Origin of the sequence: Flavobacterium branchiicola (assembly GCF_018383905.1) — a bacterium.
Lineage (GTDB): Bacteria > Bacteroidota > Bacteroidia > Flavobacteriales > Flavobacteriaceae > Flavobacterium > Flavobacterium branchiicola.
This window is the reverse complement of record NZ_JAGYWA010000006.1, coordinates 48022-65068: the sequence shown is the minus strand read 5'-3', so window position 1 is coordinate 65068 and position 17047 is coordinate 48022. Positions and strand designations below refer to the sequence as shown.

The window sequence follows — 17047 nt, the reverse complement described above, 5'->3', positions numbered from 1 at the left end:
AACAAGTTCCAATTTTTAAATTCCAAATTCCAAAAAAAATAAACCCGACAGGTTTTTAAATCTGTCGGGTTTGATTTTTATACTAAATTGAGATTATTTTACAATCGTCAATTCGTCAATAATGTTTTTAGCTCCAGCGTATTTGTCAATAATCCAAAGTACATAACGAATATCAACGTTGATAGTTCTTTGTAATTTAGGATCAAAAATAACATCCCCAGCCATAGCTTCGATATTACCATCAAAAGCAATTCCGATTAATTCACCTTTTCCGTTAAGAACCGGAGAACCAGAATTTCCACCTGTAATATCATTGTCTGTTAAAAAGTTTACCGGCATATATCCAGCTTTGTCAGCATATTGTCCGAAATCTTTTTTCTTATTCAATTCTAATAAACGAGCTGGTAAATCAAATTCCTGATCTCCTGCTTTGTATTTTTTTACCATACTTTCCATTGTAGTATAGTTATTGATTTTAGCATCGTTACGAGGATCTGCAGGTAAAGCGCGAACTTTTCCATAAGTCAATCTCAAAGTTGAGTTTGCATCAGGATATTGAATCGCATTTAATTTAGACTCTCTTAAACCTTCAACCAATTTGCGGTAAGCAATTGCAAAACCATCGTCAGCTTTTGCCTGATCATCTGTTTTTGCGCGGTATTTTGTCAAAAGATCATTAGAAATAATATACAAAGGATCGTGTACAATTGCCAATGGTTTTGGATTAGCCATAAATGCTAATACTTTTTCCTTAGTAGTAAAATAACTTATTTCAGTAGCTTTAGTTACATCTGCAGTAAAGTCGCCATTATTTGCAGCTTTCATTTTTGCGATTTCCGGAGCAAGTCCATATTCAGCAGCTTTAGCGGCGTATAAATTTAATTGTGCAGTTAAAACATCTTTTTCTAATGGTGCATAAAATTCTCCATAAATGTTATCAATCATTGTATTGATTTTTGGTAACATTTCAGCTTTTTTAGCATCATTTTCATTATAGTAAGCAATTAATGCATTTCCTAAGTTTGCTGGTCCTGTTGCATAGTTTGATGTACGCAAAAGTTGCATTAAATAATTATCGTGAGTTGCTTTTGTATTAGTCTCTCTGTAATAATCATTGATTGTTGGAATTACATTTTCGTATTTTTCTTTATTAGCAGGTTTAGATGCCCACTCATAAAACTTATCTTCCTGCGCGCTTTTAGTATCTGCAGTTCCTGCTTTTGTTAAAGCATCGATCATACCTTGACGGTTTTTCCAGTAATTTGCTGTAGAAGCATATTTAGATGCGTACTGTAAACGTACTGTAGCATCTTTATCCATATACTTTTTCATTTGGTCCATTCCGGTTTTTGCACCTTCAACCCATGCAGGATAAGCAAATTTTACGTTTTGCTCAATTCCTCCAGCTGGCATCCAACGGTTTGTTCTTCCAGGATAACCTAAAATCATGGCAAAATCATTTTCTTTTACACCTTTAATACTTACAGGTAAATAATGCTTTGGCTGTAAAGGCACATTATCTTTAGAATAAATTGCTGGATTTCCTGCTTTATCAGCGTAAACTCTAAACATAGAGAAATCTCCTGTTTGACGAGGCCACTCCCAGTTGTCTGTATCTCCACCAAATTTACCAACGCTTTCAGGAGGAGTTCCAACTAAACGAACGTCTGTATAATCTTGGTAAACGAAATAGTAATATTCATTTCCCTGAAAGAAAGGACGAACAGAAACGGTATATTTTCCGCCTTCGTTGTTTTCTTTTTCAATCAAAGCAATCTCTTGCTGAATGATTTTGTTTCTTTCAGTTTCTGTCATTTTATCGTTTACTTTAGATAAAATTCTTTTAGAAACATCATCCATACGAACAAAGAAACGAACGTATAAAGATTTTGGCTTCATTTCGGCACTTCTTTCTTTTGCCCAAAAACCATCTTTCAAATAGTTTTGCTCTGCAGATGAAAGTTCAGCAATAGCATTGTAACCACAATGATGATTGGTTAAAACTAATCCGTCTTTAGAAACGATTTCAGCTGTACAACCTCCGTTAAATTGCACAATCGCATCTTTTAAACTATGGTGATTAATACTGTAAATTTCTTCGGCTGTCAATTGCAAGCCCATTTTCTCCATATCTCTATGGTTCAATCTTTCGATAAACATCAAGAACCACATTCCTTCATCGGCTCTTACTGGTACCGCCATCAGACACATGGTCAAGAATAAAACTATTTTTTTCATGTTATTTTGTTTAAGTACTGCGAATATAACTCATTTTCGCAAAAAAAATAAGTGTTTCGGCCAAAAACAAAACATATCAAAGTAAAGCAAACATCATTTTGCGAAATCCATAATTTAACTAAACAAACCTATAATTCTAAAAATACTGAATTAAGCATAATAAATAACCCAAAAAAACAACAATCAAGATAGATTGCGAAACAATCTTTCTAATATTTATAAAAATAAACTTTCATTTTAATTTATTTATCATAATCTATTTCTTACAATAAATAATATTATAAATTTGCCAGTTCATTATAAAAGAATAAAAAAATGAAAAAATTAGTATTAGCAGTTGTTCTTTTAGTAACAGCTATGGCAAGCGCACAAAAAGGTTCAGTTTTAGTAGGTGGAAACGTTGGATTTTCTTCCGAAAAAATTGGCGAATCAAAACTTGAAAATTTTGAATTTTCTCCTAAAGTTGGATATCAGTTTACAGATAATTGGACAGCTGGTGTTGAAGGCTCAATTATGAATGTAAAAGCTTCAGGATTAGAAACTACAGAAAAATACAAAATTGGTGGTTTTGTTCGTTATGCAGTGCCTCTTTCTGACTTATTTGCTATTTACGGAGATTTAGGAGCTGGTTACCAAAGCACAAATTTAAATGATGCAAAGGGAATGTATGCAAGTTTAACGCCAGCTTTATTCATCAATATGAAAAGAGGATTTGGTTTGAATTTCTCTATTGGCGGCATCAACTACGACAATCTTGATGGAAAAAATGATCCAAGACAAGAACGTTTTGGATTTAATTTCGGAAAAACTTTCAGCATTGGAGTTTCTAAAAACTTCGGATTATAATTTTAAGATTTAAAGAATCTTAATTTCTTTGTTTTTTTCGTTAAAAAGCAAAAAACCCGACAAGTAAAATTGTCGGGTTTATTATTTATATAAAAACGTTTTTATTCGTTCAGCATTTTCCAAAGTTTGTCTTTCAAATCTGTAAGTCCTTGCTGAGCTACAGACGAAATAAACATATAAGGAACATCTTTAAAAGAAACGTCTAATTCTGCTTTTAATTCCGCTTTGAGTTCGTCATCCAGCATATCGCATTTAGATATTACTAAAAGACGTTCTTTATCGAGCATTTCAGGATTATATTTTGTTAACTCATTTACCAAAATATCGTATTCTGCTTTTATATCCGGAGTATCTACAGGAACCAAAAACAACAACGTTGAATTACGTTCAATATGACGCAGGAAATAATGTCCAAGACCTTTTCCTTCGGCTGCTCCTTCAATAATACCTGGAATATCAGCAATTACAAAAGATTGAAAATCTCTATAAGCAACAATCCCTAAATTAGGTTTTAAAGTTGTAAAAGGATAATCTGCAATTTTTGGCTTCGCTGAAGTTAAAACAGACAATAAAGTGGATTTTCCAGCATTAGGAAAACCTACTAAACCAACATCTGCCAGAACTTTAAGTTCCAGAATTACATCCATTTCTAAACCTGGCAAACCTGGCTGAGCATATCGAGGGGTTTGATTGGTAGAACTTCTAAAATGCCAGTTTCCTAAACCACCTTTTCCTCCTTTTGCAAGAATTCTTTTTTCTCCGTGTTCAGTAACTTCAAAAAGCGTTTCGCCAGTTTCTTTGTCTTTTACAACAGTTCCTAACGGCACTTCAATTATTTTATCATCTCCATCTGCACCGGTACTACGGTCTCCTCCACCATCTCCACCGTGACCGGCTTTAATGTGACGAGCAAATTTTAAATGAAATAATGTCCAGAGTCCTTTATTTCCAACTAAATAAACGTGCCCTCCACGACCACCATCTCCACCGTCAGGGCCACCTTTTTCAATAAATTTCTCTCTATGTAAATGCGTAGATCCTTTCCCTCCTTTTCCGGACGAAACATATATCTTAACGTAATCTACAAAATTTCCTTCTGTCATTTTTTCTTGTTTATGTATAGTTTCAGGTTTCAGGTTTCACGTTCCAGGTTTGCGCAACGCAATAACCCGAAACTTTAAACTTTGAATATGAAACAAAATTCTCTCTACTCTTTCAATGCTTTCACAAGCACTTTATCAATCTTAACACCATCCATGTCGATAACTTCTAAGACAAATTTTTGCCAGACAAGTTTCTCGCCTTCTTTTGGAATATGCGAAAGCTCGGTCATAATCATACCGCTTACTGTATTCACTTCGTAATCATTTGTCAATTCATCCAACTCAAAATAAGTTAAAAAATCATGCAATGAATAATGTCCGTCTACTAACCACGAACCATCTTCTCTTTCAATAAGCTGAAATTCGTCTTTATAAAATTCTGATGCATCACCAACCAAAGCTTCCAAAATATCATTCAAAGTAATCATTCCCTGAAAAACACCATATTCATCAGAAACTAAAGCGTAATGAACACCAGTTTTTTTGAAATTTTCTAACGCCTTATAAGCCGTTGTTTGCTCCATTATATAAGGCGCATCTGACATAATTAAAGCCAAATCAAAATCATCTTTTTCTATATTGGCAAAAATATTTTTTAACGTTACAACTCCAACTATATCATCATAATTGTCTTTGTAAACTGGATAAACAGCGTGCAAATCCTGAACAACCAATTCTTTGATTTTCGCTCTGTCTTCTTTTAAAGGAAGCATATCTACAGACTTTCGGTGCGTCATTAACGAACTTACTTTTCTGTCTCCAATATGAAAAACGCGCTCAACAATATCTTGTTCTATTTCCTGAACTTCACCAACTTCGGTTCCTTCTTTTATTATAGCTTTAATTTCTTCTTCGGTAACTTTTCCGTCAGCTGTTGGTTTTATTTGCAAAACATTCAATAGAAAATCTGTCGACGAAGTTAGAAGCCAAATAAATGGAGCTGTAACAATCGAAATAATCTTCATTGGCATTGCAAACATTTTTGCAATTGCTTCAGGATAATTTAATCCAATTCGTTTTGGAAGTAATTCACCCAAAACCAAAGAGAAAAATGTTAAAACCACAACCACAATTCCTACTGCAACTGAATGTGCATAAGGTTTTAAAACTGTAAATCCTGCAACAAAATTTTCTACATCTATTGTTATTTTATCACCACTGTAAATACCTGTCAAAATTCCGATTAAGGTAATTCCAATTTGTACCGTTGATAAAAATTTATTTGGAGAATTGGCAAGATCCAGCGCAATTTTTGCTCCTTTATTTCCTTTTTTGGCCGCTGTTTCAAGTCTGTTTTTTCTAGCCGAAATCAGGGCAATTTCAGACATAGAGAAAACTCCGTTTAATAGTATTAGAAAAAATATTATTAGTATTTCCAATGTTTAGTAGATTCGTTATTCGTTTGGTTCGTTATGTTGCAATCTTATTTATTTTTTAGCCCAGAATAAACTCTGGAGCTAAAAAAACTAATTTTTCCTCCCAGAAAACAGAAACTCCCGAAGCATCAGGAGAAGCTACTTTTTATGGTGTGGAAAAATAGTTTTTTTTGTGTCCCGATAGCAATCGGGATATAATGTTAAGCTGGATAATTTCTACAAATTATCAATAACAGATGTTAATCTTTCTGTAATTTGCTCAATTGTTCCAATACCATCAACGGCATTAAATTTATCTTGTTCTTTATAATATCCAATTAATGGAGCCGTTTTTTCATTGTACTCCTGGTATCTTACACGAATTTTTTCTTCATCCTGATCATCCACTCTTCCACTTGTTTTTCCTCTTTCAAGTAAACGAGCTACCAAAATTTCATCATCGGCTTCTAAAGCAATTGTTGCAGTAACGCTTGAACCAATTGTTGGCAAGAATTTATCTAAAGCCTCAGCCTGATCAATTGTTCTTGGATAACCATCAAACAAAAATCCTGCTGTATCAGGATGTTTGTTTACCTCATCAATTAACATTGCAGTAGTAACTTCGCAAGGAACCAATTCTCCATTGTCCATAAAAACTCTTGCTTTTTTACCTAGTTCAGTATCATTTTTTAAATTGAAACGAAAAATATCTCCAGTAGAAAGATGTGTTAAATTGTATTTTTCTTTTAAAAATTCTGCCTGAGTTCCTTTTCCTGCTCCTGGCTTTCCAAATAAAACAATGTTAATCATAATAAGTGTAAGTGTTGTGACTCCTTATTTTCTAAGAAGTTTGAAATGAATATATAGTTGTGTTTGTTTGTTTTTAAATTATTCTGCCAATTTGTAGATCTCAGTCAGGTTTCTTCCTAAACCATCATAGTCCAGTCCGTATCCTACAATAAATTTATTCGGAATTCTGATTCCGATATAATCTATCTTAATATCTTTTTTATAAGCTTCAGGTTTAAAGAATAAAGTAGCCACTTTAAAGTGTTTTACATTTTGTGCTTTAAACAAATGTTTTAATTCTTCCAGCGTATTTCCTGTATCGATAATATCTTCAAGAATAATAACCGTTCTACCCGACAAATCCTGATTGATTCCTATTAATTCCTTTACAGAATTCGAACTTTCAGTTCCTTCATAAGATGCCATTTTGATAAACGAAACCTCGCAAGGTTTTTTATATTTTTTCAAAAAATCGGAAACAACCATAAAGGCACCATTTAAAACCCCAATAAAAATTGGTGTATCATCTCCAAAATCATCTTCTACCTGAGCCACCATTTTTGTTAAAGCAAAATCAATTTCTTTAGCCGAAATAAACGGAACAAATTGTTTATCGTGAAGTTGTATCATTATTTTTAAATTTAAAATAATGGACAAAGATACAGAATTGGAATTTGAGAACCGAAAAATGGTTCTAAATTTGTGTTTATTAATCAAATTCTAAAAAAATGTCTTCTGAGCTACAAGAAAAACTGGATTACGTTAAAGCTTATAGAGAAAATCGTTTAAAATGTGCGGAAGATATTCTTCAAAATCCGTCACTTTTTAACGAATTGATTTCGATTTGTTTTTCTCCTGAAGACAAAAACAATCATAAAGCCTGCTGGATTTTAGAATTTGTATCTTATGAAGAATTACTTTGGCTCCAGCCGCATCTTGATTTTTTCTTTTCGAATTTAAAAATTTTAAAAGACGAAAGTTCCATACGTCCTATCGCAAAAGTGACTCAGCTTTTGGTAAAATCTCATTACAAAAAAGAGGAAAAAAGCATTTCTTTATCTGAAGAAAATCTCCAGGATTGTATCGAAGCTAGTTTTGACTGGCTGATTAATGATGTCAAAGTGGCTACAAAAGCCTATTCTATAAGAACCTTATATATATTAGGAAATCATTACGACTGGATTCACCCGGAACTTCAGGTCATTTTAAACAAAGATTACGGAGATCATTCTGCAGCTTACAAAGCCGTTGCACGAGAAGTATTAAAAAAAATCGAGAAATGATTATTTTCAGCCACAGATTAAAAGGATTAGAATGATTTTTTGTTTGCAACGAATTACACTAATTTTCATTAATTAATTTTGCTTTTAAAAAATCCGTGCGAATTTGTGTAATTCGTGGCAAAAAAAAGAAGCTATAAAATCATTTTTAATCCTTTTAATCTGTGGCAAAACTTTAAAGCCTAATTCGTGGCGAAAAAAACTAGCACACAATGATTTTTTGGCTGAAAAAAGATTAAAAAGTATCTTTGCAAAAACACAACACAAAATGAATTATTTTTCTTCTGATTTTAAATTAGGAATATTAGGCGGCGGACAATTAGGCAAAATGCTTTTGTTCGACACCAGAAAATTTGATATACAAACTTACGTTCTTGATCCAAGCGACGAAGCGCCTAGCAAAATTGCCTGCAACAAATTCTTTCAAGGCGATTTAATGGATTATGACACCGTTTACAACTTTGGGAAACAAGTCGATGTTTTGACTTTTGAAATCGAATTGGTTAATCTTGAAGCTTTAACACAATTAGAAAATGAAGGACTAAAAGTATATCCGTCTCCAAAAACCTTAAAAGGAATTCAGAATAAAGGTGTTCAAAAAGAATTTTACGCAAAAAACAATATTCCTACTGCACCATTTGAAAGATTCGAAAATTTAGAAAATCTAAAATTCGCTGTCACATCGAGCGGAGTCGAGATGCCTTTTGTGTGGAAATGCACTGAATTTGGTTATGACGGAAATGGCGTAAAAGTTATTCGCCAGATTTCAGATTTAGATACTCTTCCAAATGTAGAATGTATTGCCGAAACCATGGTTCCGTTCAAAAACGAACTAGCGGTAATTGTTTGCAGAAATCCATCAGGAGAAATTAAAACATATCCAGTTGTAGAAATGGAATTTCACCCAGAAGCCAATCAGGTTGAATACGTAATCTGCCCAGCAAGAATCGACGAAAAAGTAGCCGAAAAAGCCAGAGCAATTGCCTTGAATGTTTCTGAAAAATTTAATCACGTTGGACTTTTAGCTGTTGAAATGTTCCAAACGCAAGACGACGAAATTTTGGTAAACGAAGTTGCACCACGTCCGCACAACTCTGGACATTATTCTATTGAAGCAAGTTATACTTCACAATTCGAAAATCATTTACGCGCTATTTTAGATCTTCCTTTAGGAAACACAGATAGTAAAGTTGCCGGAATTATGGTAAATTTAGTTGGTGCCGAAGGTTATTCTGGAGATGTAGTTTATGAAAACATCGAAACCATTTTAGGATGGAATGGCGTTACACCACATATTTACGGTAAAAAACAAACTCGTCCTTTCAGAAAAATGGGCCACGTGACGATTGTAAATGAGAATATGCAGGAAGCTAGAAGAATTGCTGAAGAAGTTAAGAATACAATTCGAGTAATCAGTGCTTAGTCTCAATCATAGCTTACAATAACAACTATATTTTAATTAGATTTGTAAAAAAAATCGATAAATGAAAATCTCAAAATTACATATAGAACAATTTAGGCAATTAGAAAATCTTACTTTTGATTTTACTTATCCAAATGATTTTCATATTGAAGAAAAAAGAGGAAAACCTTTAGATAAAATATGTTTTATTGGGCAAAGCGCCACAGGAAAAACCAGTTTATTAGAATTAATTGATATAAAAACTCATAATAATTCATATATTGATTATCCAATAGAATTTCAACATCATTCTTCATTAGAAAAACTTAAAGCCTCTTTATGTGTAATATTTAATGATGAGCAAAAGGAGTTTTGCATTAAAAACAAAGAAATATTAATCAATTATTTCGTTGACAAAAAACTGCACACAAAGGATTTGACAAAAAAAATCTTTTTCCCTTCAGAATTAAACATTAGCAAAATAATCAATTTCCTTGAACCTAAAGGAATTCAAAACTTAAATAACAAGGATAAAGAACTTTTTTTAAAGAAATATAACCAATTTAAACTTGGAGACGAAAACTACGATGAAATTTATAAATATATCGCAAATGACTTTGTAGAATACCAAGAAAGTATTTTAAAAAAAGCCTCTGATTTCTTAAGTAATTCTTCTGATAAAAATAAATTCCTTTCTGATCTTAACCATTGGATGACAGAAAATCCAAATCCGAACTTAGAATTTGCCACAAAATTAAATATTGTCCTAAAAAAATTAAACTTAGAAGTAGACATAAATAATACACTATCCTTTTTAAAAATTAAGAATTCTAATACTGATAACTTTGTACCTGTAAACTCTCTAAGCACAGGAACTAAGCTTTTAATATCATTATTACTACCATTATATAAATTCGACACTGAGGATTCAATAATTTTAATTGACGAACCTGAAAGATCATTATATCCAGATATACAGATGGAATTAATGGATTATTATAAAAATCTCGGACAAAATGCACAATTTATTGTTGCGACGCATTCCCCATTTATAGCTGCATCTTTTGAGCCAGACGAACGTTTTATTTTATATTTTAATGATGAAGGAAAAGTAGAAGTTCGTAGAGGTATCTCTCCTATTGGAGATGATCCGAATGACATGCTTTTTAATGATTTCGGTGTAAATTATTACAATGATGATGTACAAGAAAAGTTTAAAGAATATTTAGAATTATTAGATAAAGTAAAATCAGAAAGCAATAAAGTATTAAAGAAAAAATATCTTTTGGAAGCGTCTAAATTAGGCAATCAGTATAATTTTGTTTTAGATGAAAAAAATAAAGAAAGACTACAATAGTTCCAAAATCATTACTGATGTTTTACAATACAATTGTAAAAAGGGAGCAAATAATAGTGTCCTAGGCTCTATTCTTCTAAAAGAACAAAAAAGTTTCTGTGCTTATTCAGAAGAATTTATCGATCCAATTAGTGATTCTAATGACATTGAACATTTTAATCCAGATTTCAAATGTTCGGATGACGATTCATATTCAAATTGGTTCAAAGTTAAAAACAAAGTTAACTTTCGAAAAAGATTAAAGGAATTAGAATTCCAAAAAAAGAACATCCAGTTTGATGACATTTTACAACCTTGTGGAAATGATTTTGAAGAAAAACTAAAATATATAGTTGGCGAATATCGTTTTGAGGAAAGTTCAGATATAAAAGTTAAAAACCTCATAGATTTTCTAGAATTAAATATACCCGAAAAAATTGAACAAAGACGAGATTTTATAGTCCGAAAAAGAAAAGAAATAGAAAAATGGGGAGATGGCATTGAAGATTTTTTCAAAATGCTTATTGAAGATGATATTAGACAAATCAAATATTTAAGAGCTATTCAGGAAGAATTTGGTATTGACATTTGGAACATGATTCCAGAAATAGAATAAATAGTTTACAGTTTCCAAAACTTGAAACTTTAAACCTGAAACAAAACACAACAAAAACAAAAACATGAGCAAAGTAGCTATTATAATGGGAAGCATCTCAGACATGCCAGTTATGCAGGATGCAATCGACATATTAAAACAATTTAATGTAGAAGTTGAAGTAGATATCGTTTCTGCACACAGAACGCCAGAGAAATTATTCGATTTCAGCAAAAATGCACACAATCGCGGAATTTCGGTAATTATTGCCGGAGCGGGCGGTGCAGCACATTTACCGGGAATGGTGGCTTCTATGTCTCCTCTTCCTGTAATTGGAGTTCCGGTAAAATCAAGCAACTCAATTGATGGCTGGGATTCTGTTTTATCAATTTTACAGATGCCAGGCGGAGTTCCTGTTGCAACTGTTGCTTTAAACGGAGCAAAAAATGCTGGAATCTTGGCAGCACAAATCATCGGAAGCCATGACAAAAAAGTTTTAGATACGATTATTGCTTATAAAGAAGAATTGAAAACTGCGGTAAATAAAGCGGCTGAAGGATTGAAAAAGTAATTTCACAGAGATACACGAAGAAGCACAGAGGCACGCAAAATTTTGTGAATCTCTGTGTTTTTTCTTTGCGAATCTTCCTGAAATAATTCGTCGCAGAATTATTAACTATTCCTTATAAAAATTTCTAAAAGAAAAACTTAACTTTGAGAAAAAAGCAAAATGAACATTCAAACTTCTAAAATAGAGTTGGCTAAAATTGTTTTAGACATTGATAATCCTGACTTGATTCAGGAAATTGTTGATTTTATCCAATCTAAAGAAAGCATTTCCGAAGAGCAGAAAACCAAAATCAACGAAGCCATTTATTCTTTAGAAAACAATGAAGGAATTCAACATGATGTTGTTATGGAGGAAACCAGAAATCGTTATTCTAAATATTTTAAATAATGAATGTAATTTGGGCACCACAAGCTAAAAAAGACTTTTGGAACAACATCGATTATTTGGAAGCAGAATGGTCTGAAAAAGTTGCTTTTAATTTTATTGAAAAAGTAAATACCACGATTACACTTTTACAAAATGACAATGTTTTATTTATCAAAACGAATTACAAAAACGTTTATAAAATTGTCATTACCAAACACATTTCACTTTTTTACCGCATTAATAACAGCAACTTAGAATTACTTCGTTTTTGGAATAATTTTCAGAGTCCGGAGAAATTCAAACTATAATTATAGTCTATATTTTTAAACATTATATTTTAAAATGAGCGTATTAACACAATATTTTAACACCAAACATAATACCGCACCTTTTTCGCAAATTAAAACCGAAGATTACGTTCCTGCTTTTCAGGAAGGAATTGCTTTGGCAAAAACCGAAATTGATGCGATTGTAAATAATCCGGAAGCACCTACTTTTGAAAACACAATTGTGGCAATGGATTATTCGGGTGATATTTTAGATCGTCTTTCCAGTGTTTTCTTCAATTTGAATTCAGCTGAAACAAATGACGAAATGCAGAAAATTGCTCAGGAAGTTTCGCCTTGGCTTTCAGAATTCGGAAATGACATTCGCTTAAATGCTGAATTATTTGCGCGCGTAAAAGCGGTTTATGATCAAAAAGAAAGTTTGAACCTCAACCCGGAACAAACTACTTTATTAGATAAAAAATACAAAAGTTTCTCTAGAAACGGAGCGAATTTACCAGAAGAAAAGAAAAATCAATTAAGAGAAATCGACAAAGAATTATCGAAATTGAGTTTGCAGTTTGGCGAAAATGTTTTGGCAGAAACCAACAATTTCGAATTGCATTTAACTGATGAGAACGATTTATCAGGCTTACCAGAAGGAACAATCGAAGCGGCAAGATTATTAGCAAAAAACCAAGAAAAAGAAGGCTGGATTTTTACTTTAGACCATCCAAGTTATGTTCCATTTTTAACTTATGCCGATAATCGCGAATTGCGCAAAAAAATGGCAATTGCTTTTGGAGCAAAAGCTTTTCAGAATAATGAATTCGATAATCAGGAAAATGTTCTAAAAATTGCTAAACTTCGTTTTGAAAGAGCGAATTTATTAGGATATAAAACACACGCTCATTTTGTTCTGGAAGAAAGAATGGCAGAAAGTCCGGAAAAAGTTTTTTCTTTCTTAAATGATTTATTAGCAAAAGCAAAACCTGCAGCTCAAAAAGAGTTTGCTGAATTAACCGCTTTCGCTACAGCACTAGACGGAATTGAACAACTTGAAAAATGGGACGGCGCCTATTATTCTGAAAAATTAAAACAACAGCTTTTTAATTTAGATGACGAAAAACTAAAACCTTATTTCCAATTAGAAAAAGTTTTAAATGGTGCTTTTACGGTGGCGAAAAAACTGTACGGTTTAACTTTTACAGAAGTTTTTGACATTGATAAATACCACGAAGAAGTTACAACTTATGAAGTTAAAGATGCTGATAATAATTTAGTTTCGATTTTCTACGCTGATTTCTTCCCAAGAAAAGGAAAAAGAAACGGTGCCTGGATGACTTCATTCAAATCGCAATATGTAAAAGATGGCGTAAACGAAAGACCGCATATCTCTAACGTTTGCAACTTCACAAAACCAACCGAAACAAAACCTTCATTATTGACTTTTAATGAAGTAACCACTTTATTCCACGAATTCGGTCACGGATTGCACGGAATGTTAGCTGATACGGTTTACCCAAGTTTATCTGGAACTTCTGTTTATTGGGATTTCGTAGAATTACCAAGTCAGATTATGGAGAATTGGTGTTACGAACCAGAAGCTTTGGCTTTGTTCGCGAATCATTACGAAACGGGAGAAATTATTCCAATTGAGTATGTTCAGAAAATTAAAGAAAGTGCGAGTTTCCAAGAAGGTTTGGCAACATTACGCCAGTTAAGTTTCGGATTGTTGGATATGGCTTGGCACGGGCAAGATCCAACTAACATTACAGATCTTAAAACTTTCGAAACAGAGCAATTTGCGAATACACAATTGTATCCAGATGTAAAAGAAAATGCTATGAGTACTGCTTTTTCTCATATTTTCCAAGGTGGATATTCTTCTGGATATTACAGCTACAAATGGGCAGAAGTTCTAGATGCTGATGCTTTTGAATATTTCCATGAAAATGGTATTTTCAACGAAGAAATAGCTTCAAAATTCAAAGACAATGTACTTTCTAAAGGGGGAACAGAACACCCAATGACGTTATACAAACGTTTTAGAGGTCAGGAACCAAAACCTGAGGCTTTGTTGAAAAGAGCGGGATTATTATAGACTTTCTTAGATTTTTAGACTTCTTAGAAAATTAGATATTTTAGAAACCGAGGCTTTATTGCTTCGGTTTTTTTATTTGATTTTGTCTGAAAGTAAATTTAGTTATCTTCGTGTTTTTAAATCTTAATCTTACAAATACAAGCCGTGAAAAAATACTTTAAAATAGCACTTTATCTTTTCATCATTGGATTGATTGCCATTGTTTCTGTCAATTATTACGTAAAATCTTCAACCAAAACTAAAATATATTATTCGGCAAAAAAATTCCCTAAGAATGATGTCGGAATTATTTTTGGTGCCGGAATCAACGGAAATCAGCCAAGCAAATATCTTAAAGACCGTCTTGATGCCGGAATTATACTTTGGAAAGCAAAACGCATTAATAAAATTCTACTTTCGGGAGATAATGGCCGTGACGAATATGATGAATTAACAGTAATGAAAAATTACTGCTATAATAACGGTGTTGATACTACAAAGATTTTTATTGATTATGCCGGTTTTGATACTTATTCGACCATGTACCGCGCTAAACACATTTTTAAGACAAAAAGAGCAACCTTAATTTCGCAGGAATATCATTTAAATCGTGCGATTTACATCGGAAATAAATTAGGTATAAAATCGGTTGGTTATTCTGCAAATCAGGGAGAATATTTGGGTTATAATTATGTTCGTTTTAGAGAATGCCTTTCTATTTTCAAATCCTTTTTTGATGTTTTAAGAAATCGCGAGCCGCATTTTTTAGGTGGAGAAATTAATATTAATGGCGAATCTAATTATTCTAAAGAAGATAAGAGATAAAAAACAAAACCCTGCAAAAGAACTTGCAGGGTTTTTAGTTATAACTTAGAGACAAAGAATAGAAATCTTTTTTCTACTCTCTATATTCTTTATTCTTTCTCCAAAACTCGTTTAGCCAATTTACCAACAGTCAATCCCTGAACTACAATTGAGAATAAAACAACAATATAAGTTACCTCAAGTAATAAATTTTTATATTCTCCTTCAGGCATAGAAAGTACCAATGCAATAGAAACTCCGCCACGGATTCCTCCCCAAACTAAAACCATTAAAGAGCCTTTATTGTAAGCCGACCTAATTCCGAAAAATTTAAAGATATCGAAGAATTTCCATGGTAAAACTATAGATGTTAATCTTGAAAAAAGTACTATAAAAATTGCTACAAAGCCTATTAATAATTGTTTGTCCAAATTTGGCAACAATAATAATTCAAAACCTATAAATAAAAATAAAACAGCATTCAGGATTTCGTCAATAAGTTCCCAAAACTTTTCCAGGTAATCTTTAGTAACTTCGCTCATGGCTACTTTTTTACCATAATTTCCAATAATCAATCCGGCAACAACCATCGCCAGCGGACTCGAAACATGTAAACTCTGAGCGACCAAAAAACCTCCTGTTACAATCGAAAGTGTAATTAAAACCGACACTTTATAATCATCAATTTTTTTCATAACTCTTGATGCCGTAAATCCAAAAACGGCACCTAATAAAAGTCCGCCGATTCCTTCTTTTGCAAACAACCATGCAATAGAACCAAAACTCACATCAAATGTCGGATCGGTTGCCATTCTTAATACAACAGCAAACATTACTACCGCTACTCCATCATTAAACAACGATTCACCCACGATTTTAGTTTCTATACGTTTAGGAACTTTTGCTTGCTTTAAAACCCCCAAAACCACAATTGGATCTGTTGGAGAAATTAAGGTTCCGAAAACCAAACAAAATATATAAGGGATTTTTATTCCTAAAAGTGGTGCAATATTATAAAGCAACACCGAAATAATTAAAGCTGATAGTACAACACTTACTGTAGAATACATCATTATAGGAACTTTTTGCTCTTTCAGATCAGACATATTTACGTGCAAAGCCCCAGCAAACAGAAGAAAGTTAAGCATTGCTCCCATTAAGATTTCATTGAAATCAAATTCCTTTATCAAATCAAAAAAATGTCTTGTTGTAGATGGAAAATAAGAATCTCCTAAAAGACGAATTCCGACAGAAACCAACATGGCAATAATCATGATTCCAATAGTTCCCGGAAGTTTTAAAAATCTTAGGTTTAAATAGGCGAAGAAAGAAGCCAGTACAATAAGTACTGAAAAAGTGTAGTATAATTCCATAAAAGTGATTTTTACAAAAATAACTGTATCATTAGTTAATCAAAACTTCAAGAGTTGAATTAACATAACTTTATTATTCGTTAAATATCTTTCAAATATTTTTGAAAGTTTAAAAACTTTTGTTTACATTTGAACTATGGAATTCAAAGAAGCAAAAAATAAATTCGTTCAGACATGGGGAGCATTAGGTTCTCAATGGGGAATTAATAAAACCATGGCACAGATTCATGCATTATTAATGGTCTCTAACGAAGCTGTTTCTATGGAAGACATTATGGAAGAATTACAAATTTCCCGCGGAAATGCCAGTATGAATCTTAGAGCTCTTATGGATTGGGGAATTGTTTACAAAGAATTTAAAGCTGGTGAAAGAAGAGAATTCTTTACTGCCGAAAAAGATTTAGACGAATTGGCTGTAAAAATTTCAAGAGAAAGAAGTAAAAGAGAAATCAAACCTGCTCTTAAAATCTTAAAAGAAGTTTCGACAATTGAAGCAAAAGATTCTGCAGAAGAAAAACACTTTGTAGATCAGACCACAAAATTGTACGACTTTGTTTTAAAAGCAGATAATATGCTGGATAAAATGACTGAGTTTAATGATAACTGGCTTGGAAAACTAATTATAAAAATAATGAAATAA

17 protein-coding genes are annotated in these 17047 nt (G+C 32.4%); 11 read left to right on the top strand and 6 right to left on the bottom strand.

The features are described from left to right. Window positions 1–93 precede the first annotated feature (93 nt). On the bottom strand, window positions 94–2238 hold the full coding sequence (locus KHA98_RS15490; RefSeq protein WP_213258834.1) for a S46 family peptidase: 2145 nt from the start codon (window positions 2236–2238) through the stop codon (window positions 94–96). 315 nt (window positions 2239–2553) lie between these two features. Between KHA98_RS15490 and KHA98_RS15485 the strand changes: the two genes are divergently transcribed. Then, on the top strand, window positions 2554–3084 hold the full coding sequence (locus tag KHA98_RS15485; RefSeq protein ID WP_213258833.1) for an outer membrane beta-barrel protein: 531 nt from the start codon (window positions 2554–2556) through the stop codon (window positions 3082–3084). A gap of 101 nt (window positions 3085–3185) precedes the next feature. Here the strand turns inward: KHA98_RS15485 and obgE are convergent, their stop codons facing one another. The 4 genes from obgE to hpt all read right to left on the bottom strand — a co-directional run bounded on the left by obgE (window position 3186) and on the right by hpt (window position 6961). Next, window positions 3186–4187: a GTPase ObgE gene (gene obgE, locus KHA98_RS15480; RefSeq protein ID WP_078225719.1), complete on the bottom strand. Its 1002-nt coding sequence runs from the start codon at window positions 4185–4187 to the stop codon at window positions 3186–3188. Window positions 4188–4291: 104 nt separating this feature from the next. Continuing rightward, window positions 4292–5566 carry a hemolysin family protein gene (locus KHA98_RS15475; protein ID WP_213258832.1) on the bottom strand — a complete coding sequence of 425 codons (1275 nt, stop codon included), beginning with the start codon at window positions 5564–5566 and terminating at the stop codon, window positions 4292–4294. Between the two features lie 213 nt (window positions 5567–5779). Continuing rightward, a complete protein-coding gene (locus KHA98_RS15470) occupies window positions 5780–6352 on the bottom strand; it encodes an adenylate kinase (protein ID WP_213258831.1) in 573 nt (190 codons plus the stop codon). A 78-nt stretch (window positions 6353–6430) separates the two neighbouring features. Further along, window positions 6431–6961: a hypoxanthine phosphoribosyltransferase gene (gene hpt, locus KHA98_RS15465; protein WP_213258830.1), complete on the bottom strand. Its 531-nt coding sequence runs from the start codon at window positions 6959–6961 to the stop codon at window positions 6431–6433. A 98-nt stretch (window positions 6962–7059) separates the two neighbouring features. Here hpt and KHA98_RS15460 point away from each other — a divergent pair, with 98 nt between their 5' ends. The 9 genes from KHA98_RS15460 (at window position 7060) to KHA98_RS15420 (ending at window position 15055) form a co-directional block, all read left to right on the top strand. Then, window positions 7060–7614 carry a hypothetical protein gene (locus KHA98_RS15460; protein ID WP_213258829.1) on the top strand — a complete coding sequence of 185 codons (555 nt, stop codon included), beginning with the start codon at window positions 7060–7062 and terminating at the stop codon, window positions 7612–7614. A gap of 265 nt (window positions 7615–7879) precedes the next feature. After that, window positions 7880–9034, top strand: a complete 1155-nt coding sequence (locus KHA98_RS15455; RefSeq protein ID WP_213258828.1) for a 5-(carboxyamino)imidazole ribonucleotide synthase — start codon at window positions 7880–7882, stop codon at window positions 9032–9034. A gap of 61 nt (window positions 9035–9095) precedes the next feature. Next, on the top strand, window positions 9096–10370 hold the full coding sequence (locus KHA98_RS15450) for an AAA family ATPase (RefSeq protein ID WP_213258827.1): 1275 nt from the start codon (window positions 9096–9098) through the stop codon (window positions 10368–10370). Beyond that, a complete protein-coding gene (locus KHA98_RS15445) occupies window positions 10342–10965 on the top strand; it encodes a hypothetical protein (RefSeq protein ID WP_213258826.1) in 624 nt (207 codons plus the stop codon). Before KHA98_RS15450 ends, KHA98_RS15445 begins: the two co-directional genes overlap by 29 nt. A 64-nt stretch (window positions 10966–11029) precedes the next feature. Further along, window positions 11030–11515, top strand: a complete 486-nt coding sequence (purE, locus tag KHA98_RS15440; RefSeq protein WP_213258825.1) for a 5-(carboxyamino)imidazole ribonucleotide mutase — start codon at window positions 11030–11032, stop codon at window positions 11513–11515. Between the two features lie 159 nt (window positions 11516–11674). After that, a complete protein-coding gene (locus tag KHA98_RS15435; RefSeq protein ID WP_213258824.1) occupies window positions 11675–11902 on the top strand; it encodes a hypothetical protein in 228 nt (75 codons plus the stop codon). After that, window positions 11902–12189, top strand: coding sequence for a type II toxin-antitoxin system RelE/ParE family toxin (locus KHA98_RS15430; RefSeq protein WP_213258823.1), 288 nt, complete (start codon window positions 11902–11904; stop codon window positions 12187–12189). Before KHA98_RS15435 ends, KHA98_RS15430 begins: the two co-directional genes overlap by 1 nt. Before the next feature lie 34 nt (window positions 12190–12223). Continuing rightward, window positions 12224–14251, top strand: a complete 2028-nt coding sequence (locus KHA98_RS15425; protein WP_213258822.1) for a M3 family metallopeptidase — start codon at window positions 12224–12226, stop codon at window positions 14249–14251. Between the two features lie 144 nt (window positions 14252–14395). Next, a complete protein-coding gene (locus tag KHA98_RS15420) occupies window positions 14396–15055 on the top strand; it encodes a SanA/YdcF family protein (RefSeq protein WP_213258821.1) in 660 nt (219 codons plus the stop codon). 89 nt (window positions 15056–15144) lie between these two features. On the opposite strand, the gene KHA98_RS15415 is transcribed toward KHA98_RS15420, so the two are convergent. Further along, complete coding sequence (locus tag KHA98_RS15415; RefSeq protein ID WP_213258820.1) at window positions 15145–16407, bottom strand: cation:proton antiporter; 1263 nt, start codon at window positions 16405–16407, stop codon at window positions 15145–15147. Between the two features lie 136 nt (window positions 16408–16543). Here KHA98_RS15415 and KHA98_RS15410 point away from each other — a divergent pair, with 136 nt between their 5' ends. Beyond that, on the top strand, window positions 16544–17047 hold the full coding sequence (locus KHA98_RS15410) for a GbsR/MarR family transcriptional regulator (RefSeq protein ID WP_213258819.1): 504 nt from the start codon (window positions 16544–16546) through the stop codon (window positions 17045–17047).

Coding starts and splice junctions, on each gene's coding strand:
- KHA98_RS15410 (WP_213258819.1), top strand. CDS start 16,544: ATGGAATTCAAAGAAGCAAAAAATAAATTCGTTCAGACATGGGGAGCA.
- hpt (WP_213258830.1), bottom strand. CDS start 6,961: ATGATACAACTTCACGATAAACAATTTGTTCCGTTTATTTCGGCTAAA.
- KHA98_RS15485 (WP_213258833.1), top strand. CDS start 2,554: ATGAAAAAATTAGTATTAGCAGTTGTTCTTTTAGTAACAGCTATGGCA.
- obgE (WP_078225719.1), bottom strand. CDS start 4,187: ATGACAGAAGGAAATTTTGTAGATTACGTTAAGATATATGTTTCGTCC.
- KHA98_RS15435 (WP_213258824.1), top strand. CDS start 11,675: ATGAACATTCAAACTTCTAAAATAGAGTTGGCTAAAATTGTTTTAGAC.
- KHA98_RS15450 (WP_213258827.1), top strand. CDS start 9,096: ATGAAAATCTCAAAATTACATATAGAACAATTTAGGCAATTAGAAAAT.
- purE (WP_213258825.1), top strand. CDS start 11,030: ATGAGCAAAGTAGCTATTATAATGGGAAGCATCTCAGACATGCCAGTT.
- KHA98_RS15415 (WP_213258820.1), bottom strand. CDS start 16,407: ATGGAATTATACTACACTTTTTCAGTACTTATTGTACTGGCTTCTTTC.
- KHA98_RS15430 (WP_213258823.1), top strand. CDS start 11,902: ATGAATGTAATTTGGGCACCACAAGCTAAAAAAGACTTTTGGAACAAC.
- KHA98_RS15455 (WP_213258828.1), top strand. CDS start 7,880: ATGAATTATTTTTCTTCTGATTTTAAATTAGGAATATTAGGCGGCGGA.
- KHA98_RS15460 (WP_213258829.1), top strand. CDS start 7,060: ATGTCTTCTGAGCTACAAGAAAAACTGGATTACGTTAAAGCTTATAGA.
- KHA98_RS15445 (WP_213258826.1), top strand. CDS start 10,342: ATGAAAAAAATAAAGAAAGACTACAATAGTTCCAAAATCATTACTGAT.
- KHA98_RS15490 (WP_213258834.1), bottom strand. CDS start 2,238: ATGAAAAAAATAGTTTTATTCTTGACCATGTGTCTGATGGCGGTACCA.
- KHA98_RS15470 (WP_213258831.1), bottom strand. CDS start 6,352: ATGATTAACATTGTTTTATTTGGAAAGCCAGGAGCAGGAAAAGGAACT.
- KHA98_RS15425 (WP_213258822.1), top strand. CDS start 12,224: ATGAGCGTATTAACACAATATTTTAACACCAAACATAATACCGCACCT.